This is a genomic window from Sphaerotilus sulfidivorans, assembly GCF_013426975.1.
Classification (GTDB): domain Bacteria; phylum Pseudomonadota; class Gammaproteobacteria; order Burkholderiales; family Burkholderiaceae_C; genus Sphaerotilus; species Sphaerotilus sulfidivorans.
Map to the genome: position 1 here is coordinate 53,263 of NZ_JACCPY010000001.1, position 18,513 is coordinate 71,775.

Below are 18,513 nucleotides of genomic sequence, written 5' to 3' on the forward strand. Positions count from 1 at the left end.
TGTCGATTCGGTCGGTTGGCTCGAAGCGCCCGCGATCCTAATGCACCCCGGGCCTGCACGGATTCTGTCGCCATGGAACCCCAGGTTTCCAGGCCAAGCCCCGCCGAACCGGCACGATTACCGCGGAATCTCGCCGCACCGCCGGCAAGGCCGCCGGCACTGTGGCTCAGACGCCGCGCCCGGCTCGGCGCCTGAGCCAGCGAACCACCTCGTCGGCCGGCATCGGATGCGCGAAGCGCCGGCCCTGCAGGGTGTCGCAGCCCAGCCCGCGCAGCACCTGCTCCTGCAGGTCGGTCTCCACCCCTTCGGCCACCACCCGCAGCCGCAGCGAGCGCGCCAGCGCCACCACCGCCGTCACCACCGCGGTGCTCTGCTCGCGCTCGCCGAGATGGCACACGAAGGAGCGGTCGATCTTGAGCTCGCGGATCGGCAGCTGGGTCAGATAGGCCAGCGAGGAGTAGCCGGTGCCGAAGTCGTCGATCGCGATCTCGATGCCGGCCTGGGTCAGCCGGTGCAGCACCGGGATGACCTGGTCGAGATTGCGCATCAGCCCGGTCTCGGTGATCTCGAGCTGCAGCGCACGCGCCGGCAGCCCGGCGGACTGCGCGGCCTCGCGCACCTGCTCGACCAGATCGAAGCGCTCGAAGGCGCGGCTGGGCAGATTGACCGCCACCACCAGCTCGATGCCGTGATGGTCGCGCCAGGCGGCGATCTGGCGCGCGGCCTCGCCGATCGCCCACTCGCTCATCGGCACGATCAGGCCGGTCTCCTCGGCCACCGGGATGAAGTCAGCCGGCTGGACCAGGCCGCCGCCGTCCCGCCGCCAGCGCATCAGCGCCTCGACCGCGCGCACCCGGCCATCGATCACGTCGACCTGCGGCTGGTAGTGCAGCACCAGCTCGCCGCGCTCGAGCGCCTTGTGCAGCGCGGTCTCGATCTCGAGCTTCTCGCGGCCGCGCCCGACCAGATCGGGATGGAAGACATGGCGGGCATTGCGCCCGTCGGCCTTGGCGGCGTACATCGCCATGTCGGCATTGCGCAGCAGATCGACCACCGAGACGCCGTCGCGCGGATACAGGCCCACGCCGATGCTGGCGGTGACGAAGTACTCGCGCCCGGCCAGCACCACCGGCTCGCGCAGCGCCTGCAGCATCGCGTCGGCCACCGCGACCGCCTGCGCCTCGTCGGCCACCTCGGGCAGCAGCGCGACGAACTCGTCGCCGCCGAGCCGGCCGACCGCCTCCAGCGCGCGGTGCGAGCGCAGCGTGGCGCTGTCGATGCCGGGATCGAGAATCTGGTCGCAGTGATGCACGCAGCTGCGCAGGCGCCGGCCGATCTCCACCAGCAGGTCGTCGCCTCGCGCATGGCCGAGGGTGTCGTTGATGGTCTTGAAGCGGTCCAGGTCGATCAGCAGCAGCGCGAAGGTGTGGCCCAGCCGCTGTGCGCTCTCCAGCGCCTTGCCGGCACGCCAGATCAGCTGGTGGCGGTTGGGCAGCTGGGTCAGCGAGTCGAAGTTGGCCAGCACCCGGATCTTGTCCTCGGCCTGGCGGCGCTCGGTCACATCCTGCAGGATGCCGCCGTAGCCGGCCAGCCGGCCCTGCTCGTCGAACTGCGGCTCGGCCTCGACATGCAGCACCCGCTCGCCGCGGATCGCCACATCGCAGTCGATCATGCAGGCCTGGCGCACCGCCTCGCGCAGGCGCACCAGCATCGGCCGGCGCTGCGCCGGCACCACCAGATGAAGCACCTCCACCGGAGACAGCGCGCCGGCATGGCTGCGCCCCAGCACCCGCAGGGCCTCGGGCTCGAGCACCAGGCCCTGGCCGTCGCGCCACTCGAAGCTGCCCATGCGGGCCAGATCCTGCGCCCGCGACAGGCGCGCCTGGCTGCGCAGCAGCTCCATCTGCACCCGGGCCGAGCGCAGCAGGTAGTGCAGCCGTGCCGCCAGCAGCGTCCACTGGTGGGACTTGACGAAGAAGTCGGTCGCGCCGGCCTCGAAGGCCTGCTCGATCGAACCCTCGTCCTCCAGCCCGGTCAGCATCAGCACCGGCATCAGCTCGAAGCCGGGCAGCTCGCGCAGCTCGCGGCAGGTCTCGAAGCCGTCGATGCCCGGCATCATCGCGTCGAGCACGATCACGTCGGGCAGCCAGTCGGCGAGCTGGCGCAGCGCCGCCAGTCCGCCCTCGGCCTCGCTCACGGAAAAGCCGCGATCGCGCAGCGCGGCGGCGGTCAGCAGCAGATTGACCGGATCGTCGTCGACCAGCAGGACACGCGGCGCGCGGTCGCCCTGCCCGAGGTCGGGCATGTCCAGCTCATCGCCAAGATCCCTGCCCCTGTCCCTGTCCATGTGTCGAAGATTCACTGCAATCGTCCTGTCTGCGCGGCCTTGACCGGGGCCGCCGCCGTCATCGTCTCCAGCCGCTGCCGCACCCCGGTCTGGATGCGGATCATCTCCTCGCTCAGGCCCTGGAGCATCGTCGCCAGGGTCCGGGCATCCTGGCCCTGGCGCAGCGCCTGCTCGCACTCGCCGCACAGCGCCGCCAGCCGCAGCGCCCCGAGGCTGGCCGCCGACGAGCGCAGGGTATGGGTGACATGGCGCACCGCGGCCGGATCATGTCCGAGCGGCCCGGGCTCGAGCATCGGCAGCAGCCGGCTGATCGAGGCGTCGAAGGCCTGCATCACCCGGCGCACCAGCTGGTTGCGCCCGCCCGGGTCGAGGTCCTGCAGGCGCTTCATCGCCTGCGGATCCAGCAGTTCGGCCGGCGGTTCCGGCTCCGGCTCGGGCAGGTCCAGCCGCAGCGAATGCTCGATGCGCTCGAGCTCGGCATCGACCCGTGCCGGCGCGAGCTCGCCCGGCGCGGTGTGCGCCGCCGCCTCGACCTCGGCCATGCCCTCGGGCCCGAGCCGATCGCCCAGGAAGCGCGCCAGCAGCGCCAGCAGCTGGGTCTGGCGATAGGGCTTGGCCAGATAGGCATCGAAGCCCAGCGACAGGAAGCGGTCCTCGTCGCCTGCGAGCGCATTGGCGGTCACCGCGATGACCGGCGTGCGCCGCGGCGTGACGAAGCGCCAGCGCGCATCCGGGCCGCTGCGCAGGCAGCGCAGCGCCTCGATGCCGTCCATGCCCGGCATCTGGATGTCCATCAGCACCAGGTCGAAGCGGCGCTCGCAGAGCTGGCGCAGGCCCTCCATCGCCGAGCCGGCCACCCGCACCGCGCAGCCCAGGCGCTGCAGCATCTGGCCCATGACCTCCTGATTGACCGGGTTGTCCTCGACCACCAGCACCTGCGCGCCGAACTGCGGCGCCGCCACCTCGCCGGCCGGCCGGGCCTCGGCGCCCAGGCCCAGGATCAGCTGGCGCAGCTCGGTGCGGCGCACCGGCTTGTGCAGGAACAGATCGAAGCCGGCATCGCGGGCGATGCGTGCGTCGTCAGGCGCCGCCACCGACGACAGCAGCACCTTGTGCGCCTGCCGGGCCAGGCCCTGCTGCCGCAGGTGCTGCGCCAGCGCGATGCCGTCCATGTCGGGCATGTGCCAGTCGATCAGCAGCAGGTCGAAGGGCAGCTCGCCCGGGCGCTGCGCCTGCTGGCGCAGCAGCGCCAGCGCCTGTTCGCCGCCGCCGGCCAGCGTCACCCGCAGTCCCCAGGCGCCGAGCAGGTTGCCGAGCACCGTGCGGTTGGTCTCGTGATCGTCGACCACCAGCACCGACAGGCCCGGCAGCGGGGCCGTCTCGGCCGGATCGCCCAGGGCGGGATCCTGCGGCGGCGAAGCGGCAGCCGGCCCGACCTCGGGCGCCGGGCCGGGCGCGCCCGCTGCCGGCAGGCCGACCGGCACCGTGAAACGAAAGACCGAGCCCAGACCGGGCCGGCTCTCGACCTCGATGGTGCCGCCCATCAGCTCGACGAGCTGACGCGAGATCGCCAGGCCCAGGCCGGTGCCGCCGTAGCGCCGCGCCATGCCCTCATGCACCTGGGTGAAGGCGGTGAACAGCCGCGGCACCGCCTCCGGCGCGATGCCGATGCCGGTGTCGCGCACCTCGAAGACGAGGTCATGGCGCACACCGTCAGCCGGATCGCCGTGCGAGGGCTGGGGGGGCGACAGCAGACGCAGATCGACCGTCACCTCGCCGCGCTCGGTGAACTTGATCGCGTTCGAGACCAGATTGCTCAGCACCTGGCGCAGCCGCAGCGCATCGGCACACACCACCGGCGGCAGCTCATCACCGGCCTGCGCGATCAGCTCCAGTCCCTTTTCGTGCGCACGCGGCGCCAGCAGCTCCAGCGTGTCGTCGAGCAGCGCATGCAGGCCGAACTCGGTGGTGACCAGCTCGAGCCGACCGGCCTCGATCTTGGCGAAGTCCAGCACGTCGTTGATGATCTCCAGCAGCGACTCGCCCGAGCGGTAGACCGCCTGCGCGAAGCGGCGCTGGCGGTCGTCGAGCCGGGTGCCGAGCAGCAGCTCGGTCATGCCGAGAATGCCGTTCATCGGCGTGCGGATCTCATGGCTCATCGTCGCCATGAACTGGCTCTTGGCCCGGCTGGCGCTCTCGGCGGCATCGCGCGCGGTCTGCAGCTGCAGCTCGCGCTCGCGCTCCTCGGTCACATCGTCGAGCAGGCCGTAGACACGCATCTCGCCGCCGGGCAGCTGGCGCACCCGGGTGCGCTGACGCAGCCAGCGCAGGCCGTGCACTGGGTGGTGGATGCGCAGCGTCACGTCGCTGGCACTGCCCTGGCGCTCGAGCTCGCGCTGGCGCGCCAGCAGCGGCCGGTCCTGCTCGAGCACCCGCAGCGACAGCAGCCCGTCGGCCGGCCAGGGCGGCTGGCCCGGCAGGCCCAGCATGTCGAGCACCCGCGCACCGACATAGCTCGGCTCCGCGCTGCGGTTGCTGGTGACGAAGACACCCTCGTCGATCGCCTCGACCAGCTCGCGGTAGCGCTCCTCGGACTCGCGCAGCTGCTGCGCGTCGCGGCGCTGCTGGGTGATGTCGCGCAGCTGGCAGATCAGCACCGTCGGACGGCCCAGCCGGTTGCGCACCGCGACATGGCGGGCGCTGAACAACCGCTCGCCGTCTGCGCCGCCCGGACAGGAAAATTCATGCTCGACCGAGCCGGTGCTGCCAAGCGCACGCACCAGCTGCGGGCGCAGACGCTCCTCCACCGGTGCGCCCAGCAGCTCGTCGAGCCCCCAGCCGCTGGCCTGCTCGCCCGCCACCGAGAACTCCAGCTCGGCCTGCTGGTTCAGCGACACCACACGGAACTGCTGCGCATCCAGCACCACCAGGCTGATCGGAATGTGCTCGGTCAGCACCGCCAGCAGCGCACGCCCCTCGTCGATGCCGAACTCGCGCTCCTTGCGGTCGGTCACATCCCGGCAGACGCAGACCCGCCGCGGCTGGCACTCGACGGTGTCGATGACGATGCGCCCGTCGATCTCCAGCCAGTAGCTGCCGCCGGGCAGCACATCGTCGACGCCGCGCAGCGCCACCATCTCGCGCACGAAGTCGTCGCCGCGCAGCAGGCTGTCGCGCAGCATCAGCGCGGCGCGCGTGTCCTCGCCCCCCGTGCCGGGCAGGATCTCCCAGAGCCGTCGGCCCTGCAGGCGCTCCGGCGCATGGCCGCTCACCTGGGCGAAGCCGGGATGCACCCACTCGACCCGGCCCTGGGCGTCGGTGATCAGCACGCCCCGGCCGATGCGCGAGGCCAGCATCTGCAGCCGGGCCTCGCGCCGGCCCGCCTGCGCCAGCCGCTCGCGCTGGCGGTCACGCTCGGCCAGCAGCCCGAGCGTCTGCCCGAGCCATTCGAGTTCCAGGCGGGCCTCGGCGGCCAGCGGGCGCGGCTGGTGCAGCTCCAGCACCGCCACCGCGCGGTCGGCGCAGACCACCGGCAGCACCAGCAGAGCGCTCAGGCCCGGCGGCCACCAGGGCATCGGCACGAGGGCATCGGGGCGGATCCGGCCCTGGGCCGGCGCCAGCGTGGACAGGGCCTGACCGAGCGCGCCCTGGCCCGGCGCACAGGGCGCCAGCTGGTCGAGATCGATGCGGTCCTCGTCCGGCCATGACGACAGCGGCCAGGGCCGCAGCAGCACGCAGCCCGGCTGTCCGTTCTCCACTTTCAGTACGCTGCCGCCGGACGCGCCGGTGTGCTGGCGCAGCCCCTCGAGGGCCTGCGCCAGCGCCTCGCCCAGAGTCGTGCAGGCGCGCAGCCGCCGGGCCAGCCGCAGGACCGGGCTGCCCGCCTCGGGCTCGTGGTGCAGGACGGAATCAGGCGACATGGCAGACAGGATCGGCGGGCAGGACCGGGATCGGAGACGGGTTTCTCAGGACGGATGCGCGACCACCGGATCCGGACTGCGCGCAGCATAGGCGCTGCCCATCCGCCTCAAGCCGCGAAGAAGCGGCACCAGACCCCTCGAACGCGCAATTTCGCCGAACTCGGAAACGGGCATGATGCTTTCCCGCATCGGTGCCGGGCATCGGCGGGAGCCGTCCCTACAATCGCCCGCCATGTCCCTGCCACCGCGCGAACCGGCCTCCTGGCCCCTGGCAGCCCGCCTGGGCGGCATCGTCGTGACCGCGACGCTGCTGCTGCTGTGCGTGCACTGGCTGGCCGGTCCCCGCCCGCCCTGCCGATGGCCGCCCTGCTGACCCTGCTCATGCTGGTGCTGGCCGCGCTGGTGGCGCAGCTTCAGGCCCTGCTGATGCGCCTGGCGGGTCTGACAGGACTGAAGGGTCTGCATCGATCGACCGAGGCGGAGCCGCCTTCAGGGGCCTCGCGACTGCCGCAGCAGCCCGGCGCCGAGGCCCTGCAGCCCCCGGCGCTGCGCCTGAGCGTCGCCCAGCTGCTCGAGCTGCAGCGCCAGCTGCTGCAGGGCCTGCCCGGGCCAGCGGTGCTGCTGCGGCCGTCCCGGGCGGCGACATCGCCGTGGCAGCTGCTGAGCGCCAACGAGATGGCCCGCGCTACCCTGCCACCGCAGGACAGCCTCGCGCTCGACCGGATGCTGGCGGAGCTGGTGGGCCGCAGCGCGGCCCCTGGCGCGCGGGCGCGACGCATCGACCTGCCGGACGGCAGCCTGGTGCTGTGGCTGCCCCCGGCCGCCGAACCCGAGTCCCCCACCCCGCCGTCCCCGCCCGAGGCCTCGGCCGACGCCTCGTCCGCCACCGAGGCCGCACCCGAAGTCCGCGCCGCCGAGGACGACCGCGCCGCGATCGTCTACACCGTCTCGCACGACCTGCGCGCGCCGATCCGCGTCATCGAGGGCTTCACCCGGATCGTGCGCGAGGACTACGGCCACCTGCTCGACCGGGTCGGCAACGACCATCTCGAACGCATCATGGGCGCGGCCACCCGCATGAACGGCATGATCGACGCGCTGCTGGCGCTGTCGCGGCTGTCGACCCAGCCGCTGCAGTCGGTCGAGGTCGACCTGAGCGCGATGGCCCGGCAGGTCATCGAGGAGCTGCGCCAGCAGTCGCCCGAGCGCCAGGTCGAGGTGCAGATCGCCGAGGGCCTGCGCGCCAGCGGCGACCCGGCCCTGCTGCGCATCGTGCTCGACAACCTGATCGGCAATGCCTGGAAGTACTCGTCGCGCCGCGAGAACGCGCGGATCGAGTTCGGCCGCGCCCGCGACCCGGTGCACGAGCGCGAGTCCTTCTTCGTGCGCGACAACGGCGCCGGCTTCGACATGCGCTTCGCCAGCCGGCTGTTCGGCGCCTTCCAGCGCCTGCACGGCGCCACCGAGTTCGCCGGCACCGGCGTCGGCCTGGCCTCGGTGCGGCGCATCCTGCGCCGCCACGGCGGCGACATCCGCGCCGAGGCGGCGGTCAATCAGGGGGCGACGTTCTGGTTCACGCTGGGCTGAACGCTGGGCCGAACCACGCCCGGCGGCGACCAAGGCCGAAGCTCAGATCCCCCCCGCCAGCGCCAGCCGCTCCAGCGCCTCCACCATCGCGCGACAGCTCTGCGGCAGCGGCCGGCCTTCCTGGCGAGCCAGGCGCTCCAGGCGCTGCAGCGCGGCGGCGCGGTCCAGCGAGAAGCGGTGCATCACGATGCCGACCGCGATCGCGACCATGTCGTCGAGCGGCTTCGGCTCCGCCGGCGCCTCGGCCGGCACGCGGGTGACGGCCGCCACCGGCACGGACTCGGGCGGCTGCAGCACGGCGTCGCGCTGGCTGCGCACCTGCGCCAGCGCCTGCTCGACCGCCGGGATGATCTGCGCGATGTCGAGCGGCTTGACCAGCGAGGCCAGCGCGCCCAGCGCACGGATCTGCGCCAGCGTCGCCTCGTCGGAGAAGGCCGACAGGAAGACGAAGGGCACCTGCAGCGCGTCGCGCAGGTAGCGCGCGACATCGAAGCCGCTCATGCCGTCCATGCGGATGTCGAGCAGCGCCAGGTCCGGGCGGTGCTCGCGCGCCAGCAGGATGGCGTCGTCGCCGTTGTCGGCATCGATGATGTCGAAGCCGGCGTCGGCCAGCCCGTGCACCACGGTGGCCAGCACCAGGCGGTCATCGTCGACGACCAGGATGCGACCGCGCGAGGCGGCAGCCGCAGGAGGAGCCGGGAAAGGGGCGGCGGATCTGTCAGACACCGTGTTCCTGCCTTGCTGATGCATGCGTTGCGGGGGAGGTGGAAGGCGAAGGGGCCGACGATTGTCGCGCGGCGGCAGCCGCTCCGGCACCGTCGCGCACCACGGGCGGGCCGAGCCGCACGGTGGCGCGCACCCAGCCGTCCGCCGCGTCCATCGTCAGGCTGGCCTGGCGGCGCGGCAGCAGCGCACGCACCAGGCCCAGGCCGGAAACGGTGGCCGGCCGGTGATCGATGCGGAAGCCCTCGTGCAGCCGCCCGGCATTGCGGATGACGATCTCGACCGCATCGGCCTGCAGCGCCAGCCGGCAGTGCACCGGCGCCTCGGCCGAGGCGCTGTGCTTGACCGCGTTGGTGAACAGCTCGTTGAGCGTCAGCGCGATCGGGATCGACTCGGCCTCGGGCAGCACCCAGGCGGGCGCGCCGTCACGCTGATCGAGCTGCAGCTCGATCGGGTGCCCGAAGGTGCGCTGCACCGACTGCGCGATCGCCTCGACCACGCTGCGCACCGCCAGCAGTCCGGTGTTGCCGACCTGCAGGCCGTAGACCTGCGCGATCGCCTGGACCTGGCCGACCACCTCGGCGATCAGCGGACGCACTTCGGGGCGGCGGTTCGCCGCCTGCTGCATCAGGCCGGCCACGCCCTGCAGATTGTTCTTGATGCGGTGGTGAACCTCCTGCACCAGCATCTCGCGCTGCGCGATCGCCGCCTCCAGCTCGGCCTTCTGGGCCGCACGCTGGGCGCTGACATCGGTGGCCACCATCAGCAGCTGGTCGACCCGGCCTGCGCCGCGCGCCAGCGGCAGGAAGCGCGCGTCCCAGACCTCGTCGACCCCCTTGCGGCGCAGCATGTACTCGCGCTGCGTCACGCCTTGCGGCTGCGCCAGCGCGGCGTCGAAGTCGGCGCGCAGCCGCTGCGCCACCTCCAGCGGATAGAGATCCTCGGGTGTGCGGCCGATGGCCTGCTCGGGCGCGACCACGCCGCACAGGCCGGCGGCAACATGGTTGAGCTGCTGCACCGCCATCGTCGCGGCATCGCAGACCGCGATCGCCATCGGCGCGGCCTCGATGATGCGCTGCAGCGAACTCTGCGCCTCCGCGATGCGGGCCTCGGCCTGGCGGCGCTGGTCGATGTCCATCATCGCGAAGGTCATCTCGCGCCGGCCGTCCAGCCCCTGGGTGGCCACCGCATTGCCGACGATCCAGAAGGTGCGCCCGTCGCAGGCCTGGACCTGGCACTCGAACTGCACCGCCTCGCCGTCGCGCAGCGCCTCGAACAGCGCCACCGTGCGGCGGAAGGGATGCGAGGCCTGCGTCGTGGCGACGATGTCGAGCGGCCGGCCGAGAAAGTCGCCCAGGTCACCGCCGAACATGCGCCGCGCCGAGCGGTTCAGCCACAGGATGCGACCGCGCTCGTCGGCGGTCACGATGCCCACCAGCACCGAGTCGAGCACCGCACGGGTGCGGTCGGCCTGCTGGCCCAGCGCCAGCGCCATGCGCTCGCGCTCCAGCGCCAGATGCTCGAGCTCGACCTGCTGGGTCTTCAGCCGGGTGATCTCGCTGAGCACCGCGATCGCCTGCGGCGCCTCGCCGGGCGGGCCGATGCGGCGGATCGACAGCGCGTGCCAGTGGGCCTGGCCATCGTCGCCACGCACCTCGATCTCGGTCTCGTGCAGGCCGCCATCGGCCAGCGCCGCGCCGATCGGGCCGTCCTCGTCATAGGCGGTGTCGGCCGCCTCGCCGGTGCCGGTGCACAGCAGCCGGCGGATGTCGGCGCCCAGCGCCTCGCCGGCGGGCACCTGAAGCATGCGCTCGAAGCGCCGGTTGCTGTGCACCACGCGAAAGCCCCGCAGCGAGGCGATGCCCACCGGCGAGCTCTCGACGATGCCGCGCAGCTCCTCCAGCATCTGCTCGGCCTGGTCGCGCTGGTGTTCGGCGCTGCAGTCCTCGATCAGACCGAGATAGCGGCGCACGCCCTGGCGCAGGCCGCTGCAGCGCACCCGTGCACGCAGCCAGCGCCCGGTCTGGCCGGCGGACTCCTGCAGCTGGCACACCCGCCAGCTGCCGTCGCCAGGCTGCAGGCTGTCCAGCACGCCCTCGCCCCAGCCCAGCAGGCCGCGCAGCAGCGCGCCGGCCTCGCCCAGGTCGACCGGCACCTCGCCGACCAGCTGGGCCAGCCGCACATTCGACTGCAGCACCAGCCCGGTCGCGTCGAACAGCACCAGACCGACCGGCACCGATTCGAACCAGTGCAGATGCTCGTGCGACAGCCGCTCCAGCTGCTCGCGCAGCGCCGTCGCCTCGTCGGCGGGCAGCGACGCCAGATCCGGCCCGGCGGGGCCCTGAGCGGCCGGCAGCACCAGGGCCCAGCGCCCCTGGCCGAGCGCCACCAGCGCGCCGGCATCGCCCGGGGCGGGCGGCAGCGGCCTGTCTCCGACCAGCGCCGCATGCAGCCGGGCATGCAGGCGATCGCCCAGCACCGGGCGCAGATCGGCCAGTGCCGTTCCGGGCTCGAGCGCCAGACGGCGCAGCGCAGCACGGTTGAGCCGCTCGAGCCGCGCATCCGGCCCGATCACCAGGACCGGGTCGGACAGCGCATCGAGCAGCGCGGACGGCAGCAGGAGAAGATCGGCGGCAGCCGACGGAGCAGGCGCGAACATGGCTGCAGTGTAGGCAGCCCCCACGGACTTTTCCGGATCCAGCAGCCTGTCTGCCCGGCCTCAGGCCGGGGGCTGTCCGCTATGTCACGCCCTCATGGGGTGTCGCCTGCGGATCAGCCCACATGCAGCGCGCTGCCCAGCGAGCGCAGCAGCGCCCGATTGACATGCCGCATCGACAGATTGCAGGCCTGGACATGGTCACGCACATCCAGGCCGCTGCCCCCTTCCAGCGTGCGCACCAGCTCGAGCACGCAGTGGTAGGGGCCGCTCTCCCCGACCAGCGCCGCATGCACATCGGCGGGCACCGGCAAGGTCGACAGCAGCTCGTCGAAGGGCTTCTGGAACATCCGGTCCAGCAGCGAGAACACGCCGCAGATGAACATCTCGCTGCGCTCCTCGCTGCCGGCGTTCTCGCCGGCCAGCGCCTCCATCAGCAGGCCGCGACGCACCGCGGCGAACATGACCGGGCGCTGGTTCTGGTCATTGCCGGCGGTCACCAGCAGCAGCGACAGCCAGCGCTTCAGGCGCTGGTAGCCCAGCAGCATCACCGCATGCGAGAACGAGGTCACCTCGACCGTCAGCCCGAAGACCGGCGAGTTGATGTAGCGCATCAGCTTGAAGGCCAGCGAGGGATCGCGCTTGAGCGTGGCCTCGAGCACCGACAGCGGCTCCTCGTTGTTGACCTGGTTGATCAGGTCGAGCGTGACCTGCAGGTCCGGGCGGATGCCGCCGCTGCTGCCGCGACGCGGCTTGACCGCCTCGTCGACCGGCCAGCCCAGCACCGCGATCGCGCCGCGCCGGAAGGCACCCTCCATCTGCGCGATCGTGGTCACGCCCTCCTGGAAGAAGCCGATCGAGCGGGTCACGCCCGGCGGCGGCGGTCCGGCATCGAGCCGGCGCTCGTCGGCCAGGTCGATGATCGAGTAGCGGAAGGCGCCCAGCAGCTCGCGCGGCAGCGGATGGTTGGGCCGCCCGGACAGCAGCAGCATGTTGCCGTTGGCCGCCAGCTGCAGGATGTCGTCGCGGTGCGCCGGATCGCCCGCCATGAACTTCGGCACCTCGATCACCACGTTGGCGGACGGCTGGACCATCAGCAGATCGGCCAGCAGGCTCTCGCAGCGCACCGACAGCACCACCTGAGGCCCGTCCTGCGGCCAGACCTCGCTGACGGTGCGCAGCAGCTCGCCCACCGGCAGCCAGCGGGCCTGCCCGAGCGGGAAGACCGTCAGGCGGGTGGCCATCACGTTGCGGTGACGGTCGATGATCGGGCAATAGCTCAGCGCGACCTGCCCGAGGATGGGGGCGTCCGGAAACAGCATGATGGGAAGATCGGGCTCGGGAGTTGATCGGCGGCGACGAGTCGCGCGGGCGGCGGCATCAGGTGCCGATGTAGTCGAACAGCGACATCTTGCCCATGGTCGCGTAGGACTTCAGTGCCGCCTGGTAGACCGTTTCCTTGGTGCTCAGATCGGAGATCGCCTCGGCCAGATCCAGATCCTCGGCCTTGGAGCGGATGACCTGATCGGCCTCGATGCGGCTGTCGGTGCGCGACTCGAAGCCGTCGAGGCGATTGAGCGTGTCACCGGAGCGCGAGCGCATCATCTGCAGGTTCGACAGCACCTGGTCGATGTCGCGCAGTCCGGAGTTGCGCGCCTGATCGAGCGCACCGCTGCCCGCCGACTTGTCCGACAGCACCGAGATCACCTTGTCGAGCGCGTCGAAGACGCTGAGATCCTCGGTCGAGGGCTCGACGGTGAAGACATCGCCCGCCTGCGGCGTGCCGCTGATCGCGAAGCTCATGCCCGGCAGCGCGGTGATCGTCTGACCGGACACATAGGCCCGGGTGCTGCCAGCCGCATCCGGATAGGGCGAGCTGCTGCCGTCGGCCGCGATGCGGGTCACGGTGTAGGTGGAACTGTCGGAGAAGGTCAGCGCATAGCTCTCGCCCGCGCCCAGCTCCAGCGCCGACGGGTTGCTGACGCTGCCTGCGCCGATCCAGGCGGTGCTGCCCGCGCCAAGGTTGCCGGGTGCGGTCTTGAACACGCCGTTGCCGCTGCGCGCGCCCAGCCAGGCGGCCTCGCCGTCGAGCGTCAGCGGCAGCGCCTCGTCGAGCGAGCCCTGCGCACTCTCGGCCACGCCATTGAAGACCACGCCGCCCGCGGTGTCGACGAAGGGCACCCGTTCGGCCGCCTGGCCGCCGAAGATGTAGTGGTCGCCGGTGTCGGTGGTGTTGGCCAGACGCAGCAGCTCGCCGCGCACATGCTTGAGGCTCTCGGCCAGCGAGGTGCGGTCGGCGGCGTTGTAGATGCCGTTGCCGGCACCCACGATCGTCTCGCGTGCGCCCTGCAGCAGCTCGATCGCGCCGCCCATCGTCGATTCGGCCAGCGACATCGCGGTGCGGCTGGCCTCCATCGAGCGCAGCAGACCCTCGCTGCGGGTCTGGTTGACGCGGGCCCGCTCGGCGCGGGCTGCGGCGGCCGGATCGTCGCTGGGCTTGTCGACCCGACGCCCGCTGATCAGGCGCTCTCGCGCCTCGCTCAGGGACTTCTCGTGGCGCTGCAGCGCGATCAGGCTGGAATCCCGGCTCTGGGCCGAGGCGATGCGGTAGCTCATGGCAAGGCTCCTGGTTCGTTGCCGTCTCAGGGCAGGCTCAGTTCATGATCGACAGGATGGTGTCGAAGATCTTCTGGGTGGTGGTCAGCACCTTGGCCGCCACCTGGTAGTTCTGCTGGAACTGGATCAGGCGCGCTGCCTCCTCCTCGAGGTTCACGCCGGTCTCCGAGCTGATCTGCTCGGTGACCCGGTCGGCGACCTTGGTCGAGGCATCTGCATCGGACTCGGCGCGCTGCACCTTCACGCCCAGGTCGGCGACCATGCGCGAGTGCGCGTCGGTGAAGGAGCGGCCCTCGAAGGTCTTGGCGGTGGTCAGCGCCTGCAGCTTCAGCGCGTTGGCATTGCCCGAGCCGGCCGAGCTGGCGCCGGCTGCGGCGATGCGGCGGCCGTCGGTGATGGCCGAGCGGGCATTCTGGGCCGCCTGGCTGACCGGCTGCAGCGTGAAGCGGTCGCCCGTGGCCATCGCCGCACCGCTGATGTCGATCCGGAAGCCGTCGATGGTCGTGCCACTGGCCACGCCCGAGAAGACGGTGCCGTCCGAGGTCCGGGTGACCTGGTAGGCGGACGGATCGGCCGGATCGGCGCGCAGCTCGTAGTCGCTGGCGCGCAGCGCGCTGCCCTGGCCGGCGACCCGGGTGATCTGCACCGAGGTGGCCGGCTGGCCGAAGGCATCGCGGGCATTGCGGTCCGACGGGCGCACGGTGGCCTCGCCGACGCTGAGCAGGTCGCCGCCGGTGCGGCCGTCCAGATCGGTGCCCTGGGCATGCTGGGTGTTGATCGTGTCGGCCAGCACCGCGGCCAGCATGCCGAGCTGGCTGCGCGCCTCCGGCAGATCCTCGTTCTGGAAGCGCAGCAGGCCACCGATGCTGCCGCCGGTCACGCTGGCCGAATCCAGCGGCCGCTTCGTGCCGCTGGCCTCGATCTCCAGGCTGGCCACCTGCGGCGAGCCCTGCGAGATGCGCACGCCCAGCTCGCGGGTGTCGCCCCCCAGCACCAGCGCCTGGCCGCCGGCGACGAACAGGCTGACGGTGCCATCGGGCTTGCCGTCGGCGCCGCGGGTCTCGACGCGGCTGACATCGATGTGCTGGCTCAGTTCCTTGATCAGCTGATCGCGCTGGTCGAGCAGATCGTTGGGCTGGTTGGCCTGGGCGCCGGTGCCAGCCAGCTTGCCGTTGAGCGTGGCGATCTTGGCGGTCAGGCCGTTGACCAGCGAGACCTGGTCCTCGATCTCCGACAGCGTCGACTCGTGCAGCTGCTCGATCTGGTCACCGGTGGAGCGGAAGCGCGAGGTCAGCTCCTGGACCTTGCCCAGCACCACCTCGCGCACCGACTCGTCCTTCGGTGCGCTCGACAGGTCGGAGAAGGAGGCATACAGATCGGCGGTGGCCTGGCCCAGACCCTCCTCGCCCATGCCGTAGGCGCTCTCGAGCTGCTCGAGCAGACCGAAGCGGGCCCCGTCGGCCGCGGCCTGCGACTGGGTCTGGATCACCTGCCCACCGAGAAAGGTGTTGTGCGAGCGCTCGATGGTCTGCACCGACACGCCCCGGCCGATGTAGCCGGCGGACGTCTCCTGGCCGGCCATCGTGCCGAGCTTGACCTCCTGGCGCGAGTAGCCCTTGACGCTGGCGTTGACGATGTTGTGGCCTGCGGTGGCGATCTGCGCCTGCGCGGCGAACATCGCCTGCACGCTCATGTTCATCAGGATGGAGGTGCTCATGACGGTCTCGGTGATGTCTGGATCGGAACGCTGGAATTCGGAAAGTCAGGATGTCGAGGCGGTGGCCAACCCGCATCACGCAAAGGCCGCACTCGAACTGCAAGAACTCATGAGGTGATGTCGGCAGAACCCAGGTGGCGCTGAAGCCTGCGAGTCGTATCAATCACACGCTTGAGCTTGCCGGCGTAGTCCGGATCGGTCGCATAGCCGGCGCGCTGCAGGCTGCCGGCGAAGGCGGCGGCGTCGCCGGTCGAGCGCATCGCCTCGGCATAGCGCGGACTGGTGCCGATCAGCCGGGCGTAGTCGCGGAAGCTCTCCTCGTAGGACGCATAGGCGCGGAAGTTCGCCCGCACCTTGCGGGGCATGCCGTCGATGACCTCGGTGGTGGTGATGGTCACCGTCGGGCCGGTCCAGCCGGCACCGGCCTTGATGCCGAACAGGTTGTGCGAGTTGCTGCCATCGCTGCCGCGGATCTCGCGCCGGCCCCAGCCGGTCTCGTGGGCGGCCTGCGCCAGCATGAAGTCGGCCGGAATGCCGCTGCTGCGCGCCACCGCCTGCGCCGCCTCGGCATGGCGGCCGATGAACTGGCGGGCGCTGGCGCCAGGATCGCGCGCCACCGCGCCGGCAACGCTGGCCTCGTCGTCGCGGTCGACCGGCGCGACTGCAGGTGCGGCACGGCGCCCGGCCATCGCGTTCATCGCCCAGGTCGACATCGGCAGCATCGTCATCGCGCCCGGCTCCGGGGCAGCGCCGCCCAGGCCGGCGGCACCCGCCGGCAGACCGGCCTGACGCTCGAGCTGGCGCGCGATCGCCGCGGCCAGGCCGCCGGGCTGGCCCGACATCTGCACCGCGTACTGCTGGTCGAGCATGTCGCGGCCCATGCCGGTGGCCTGGTTCTCGAACAGGCCCTCCGACATCGTGGTGGAGCGCATGCTCTTCATCAGCTCCTGCATGAACAGCGCCTCGAACTGCTTCGAGACCTCGCGGATCGCCGCCTTCGGATCCTCGGCGGCGGCACGCCGCAGGGCCTGGAGGGAAGCGCCGCCGGCGGCGAGCTGCTGCGGGGACGAGACCATGTCAGATCACCTCGAGTTCGGCCTGCAGGGCACCGGCCGCCTTGATCGCCTGCAGGATGGTCAGCAGATCGGCGGGCGTGGCGCCGAGCGAGTTCAGCGCCTTGACCACCTCGGTCAGCCGGGTGCCGGCGGGCAGCTGGATCAGCGCGCCGCCGTCCTGCTGCATCTTGATGTCGCTCTTCTCGGTCACCACGGTCTGGCCGCCCGACAGCGGCGCGGGCTGGCTGACCTGCGGCGTGGTGCTGATGGTCACCGAGAGATTGCCGTGCGCCACCGCGCAGGGACCGAGCGTGACGGCCTGGTTCATCACCACCGAACCGGTGCGGGCATTGACCACCACCTTGGCCGCCGGTGCGGCCATCTCGACCTTGAGGTTCTCGACCTCGGCCATGAAGCTGACCCGCTCGTCGGGCGTGGGCGGCAGACGCACCTTGACAACCCGGCCGTCGAGCGCCTGGGCGGTGCCGGCGCCGAAGCGGGTGTTGATCGCACCGGCCACCGCGCGGGCGGTGGCGTAGTCGCTGCTGGAGAGATCGAGCTGCAGCGCATCGCCCTGCCCCAGCGGGCTGAGCACGCCGCGCTCGACGGTGGCGCCGCCCGGAATGCGTCCGGCCAGCAGATGGTTGACCTGCACCTTCGAGCCACCGGCCGAAGCGCCGGCGCCGCCCACCATCAGGTTGCCCTGGGCCAGCGCATAGATCTGGTTGTCGGCGCCGCGCAGCGGCGTGGCCACCAGCGTGCCGCCGCGCAGGCTCTTGGCATTGCCCAGCGAGGAGACGGTGATGTCGAGCAGCTGGCCGGGCTGCGCGAAGGGCGGCAGCGTGGCGGTCACCAGCACCGCGGCGACGTTCTTCAGCTGCATCGAGGTGCCGGCCGGCACCGTGACCCCGAGCTGCTGCAGCATCGCGTTCAGGCTCTGGGTGGTGAAGGGCGTCTGCGTGGTCTGGTCGCCGGTGCCGTCCAGGCCGACCACCAGGCCGTAGCCGATGAGCTGGTTGGGCCGCACGCCCTGCACGGTGGCGACCTCCTTGATGCGTGCGGTGGTGGCGGTGGCCGGCTGCACCACCGGCGCCGCCGCCGGCGCAGCCTGCACCGGCGTGACCCAGGCCGACAGCAGCGCCAGCAGCATCACCACGCCGACCGGCAGGACCGGCGAGCGCCGGAGCATCAGGAGACTGGACATCGGGAACTCCGCCGATCGTGCTGCCCGCAAGGGCCTCAGATCGGCATCAGGTTGAGAAAGAAGCGCGACAGCCAGCCGATCTGCTGCGCGTCGGCCTGGCCGCCCCGGCCCTTCTGCTCGACACGCACATTGGCGATCTGCGCCGACGCGACCTGGTTGCCCGGCTGGATCACCCGCGGATCGATCTGGCCGGAAAAGCGCAGCACGTCGACGTTGTCGTTGACGCCGATCTGCTTCTCTCCGGCGACGATCAGATGCCCGTTGGGCAGCACGTCGACGACGGTGGCGGTGATCGTGCCGCTGAAGTTGTTGCTGTTCTGGGTGCCGCCCTTGCCGCTGAAGGTGTTGGCACTGCTGCCGCCCACGCCCGCACGGGTGAAGGAGTTGGCCGACAGCATCGGCAGCGCGGTGATCGAGCCCGACAGCTCGCCCTTCTTCTCGACCGTGCTGGTCGAGTTGGAGCTGGCGCTGACCCGCTCGATGATCTGCACCGTGATGGTGTCGCCCACCAGCCGGGCGCGGTGATCCTCGAACAGCGGCCGGTACTGGCTGGCCTGGTAGATCGAGCCGTTGGCGCGCACCGGCACCGGCTGCGCGTAGGGGCGCACCACCGGCGTCTCGGGCATGTCGACCTTGGCGACCGTGGGCAGCATCGTCGTCTGGCAGCCGGCCAGCAGCAGGGCGCCGG

At 71.6% G+C, this 18,513-nt stretch carries 12 protein-coding genes; 2 read left to right on the top strand and 10 right to left on the bottom strand.

The window, feature by feature from the left end; all coding sequences use genetic code 11:
* Positions 1 to 166: 166 nt before the first annotated feature.
* Together HZU84_RS00215 and HZU84_RS00220 are read right to left on the bottom strand one after the other, a co-directional pair.
* A complete protein-coding gene (locus HZU84_RS00215; protein WP_149502946.1) occupies positions 167 to 2,305 on the bottom strand; it encodes a putative bifunctional diguanylate cyclase/phosphodiesterase in 2,139 nt (712 codons plus the stop codon).
* A gap of 53 nt (positions 2,306 to 2,358) precedes the next feature.
* Positions 2,359 to 6,267 carry a PAS domain-containing hybrid sensor histidine kinase/response regulator gene (locus HZU84_RS00220; RefSeq protein ID WP_149502945.1) on the bottom strand — a complete coding sequence of 1,303 codons (3,909 nt, stop codon included), beginning with the start codon at positions 6,265 to 6,267 and terminating at the stop codon, positions 2,359 to 2,361.
* Positions 6,268 to 6,499: 232 nt separating this feature from the next.
* Between HZU84_RS00220 and HZU84_RS00225 the strand changes: the two genes are divergently transcribed.
* Together HZU84_RS00225 and HZU84_RS00230 are read left to right on the top strand one after the other, a co-directional pair.
* Complete coding sequence (locus tag HZU84_RS00225) at positions 6,500 to 6,640, top strand: hypothetical protein (RefSeq protein WP_180692720.1); 141 nt, start codon at positions 6,500 to 6,502, stop codon at positions 6,638 to 6,640.
* Entirely contained in the window at positions 6,625 to 7,854 is a 1,230-nt protein-coding gene (locus tag HZU84_RS00230; protein ID WP_180692721.1) for a sensor histidine kinase, read from the top strand. The genes HZU84_RS00225 and HZU84_RS00230 overlap by 16 nt, the downstream gene beginning before the upstream one ends.
* A 42-nt stretch (positions 7,855 to 7,896) precedes the next feature.
* Here the strand turns inward: HZU84_RS00230 and HZU84_RS00235 are convergent, their stop codons facing one another.
* The 8 genes from HZU84_RS00235 to HZU84_RS00270 form a co-directional block, all read right to left on the bottom strand.
* The gene (locus HZU84_RS00235; RefSeq protein WP_244954432.1) at positions 7,897 to 8,580 is read right to left on the bottom strand and encodes an ANTAR domain-containing response regulator; all 684 of its coding nucleotides are present in this window, start codon (positions 8,578 to 8,580) and stop codon (positions 7,897 to 7,899) included.
* Positions 8,573 to 11,236, bottom strand: coding sequence for a sensor histidine kinase (locus HZU84_RS00240; protein ID WP_149502942.1), 2,664 nt, complete (start codon positions 11,234 to 11,236; stop codon positions 8,573 to 8,575). Before HZU84_RS00240 ends, HZU84_RS00235 begins: the two co-directional genes overlap by 8 nt.
* Before the next feature lie 113 nt (positions 11,237 to 11,349).
* Positions 11,350 to 12,555 carry an EAL and HDOD domain-containing protein gene (locus HZU84_RS00245; RefSeq protein WP_149502941.1) on the bottom strand — a complete coding sequence of 402 codons (1,206 nt, stop codon included), beginning with the start codon at positions 12,553 to 12,555 and terminating at the stop codon, positions 11,350 to 11,352.
* Positions 12,556 to 12,613: 58 nt separating this feature from the next.
* The gene (gene flgL / locus HZU84_RS00250; RefSeq protein ID WP_149502940.1) at positions 12,614 to 13,849 is read right to left on the bottom strand and encodes a flagellar hook-associated protein FlgL; all 1,236 of its coding nucleotides are present in this window, start codon (positions 13,847 to 13,849) and stop codon (positions 12,614 to 12,616) included.
* Between the two features lie 37 nt (positions 13,850 to 13,886).
* Positions 13,887 to 15,566, bottom strand: coding sequence for a flagellar hook-associated protein FlgK (gene flgK / locus HZU84_RS00255; protein ID WP_149502939.1), 1,680 nt, complete (start codon positions 15,564 to 15,566; stop codon positions 13,887 to 13,889).
* Between the two features lie 107 nt (positions 15,567 to 15,673).
* A complete protein-coding gene (gene flgJ, locus HZU84_RS00260; RefSeq protein ID WP_149502938.1) occupies positions 15,674 to 16,642 on the bottom strand; it encodes a flagellar assembly peptidoglycan hydrolase FlgJ in 969 nt (322 codons plus the stop codon).
* 1 nt (position 16,643) lies between these two features.
* Positions 16,644 to 17,771: a flagellar basal body P-ring protein FlgI gene (locus HZU84_RS00265; RefSeq protein ID WP_149505168.1), complete on the bottom strand. Its 1,128-nt coding sequence runs from the start codon at positions 17,769 to 17,771 to the stop codon at positions 16,644 to 16,646.
* Positions 17,772 to 17,860: 89 nt separating this feature from the next.
* The gene (locus HZU84_RS00270) at positions 17,861 to 18,478 is read right to left on the bottom strand and encodes a flagellar basal body L-ring protein FlgH (RefSeq protein WP_149505167.1); all 618 of its coding nucleotides are present in this window, start codon (positions 18,476 to 18,478) and stop codon (positions 17,861 to 17,863) included.
* Positions 18,479 to 18,513 lie beyond the last annotated feature (35 nt).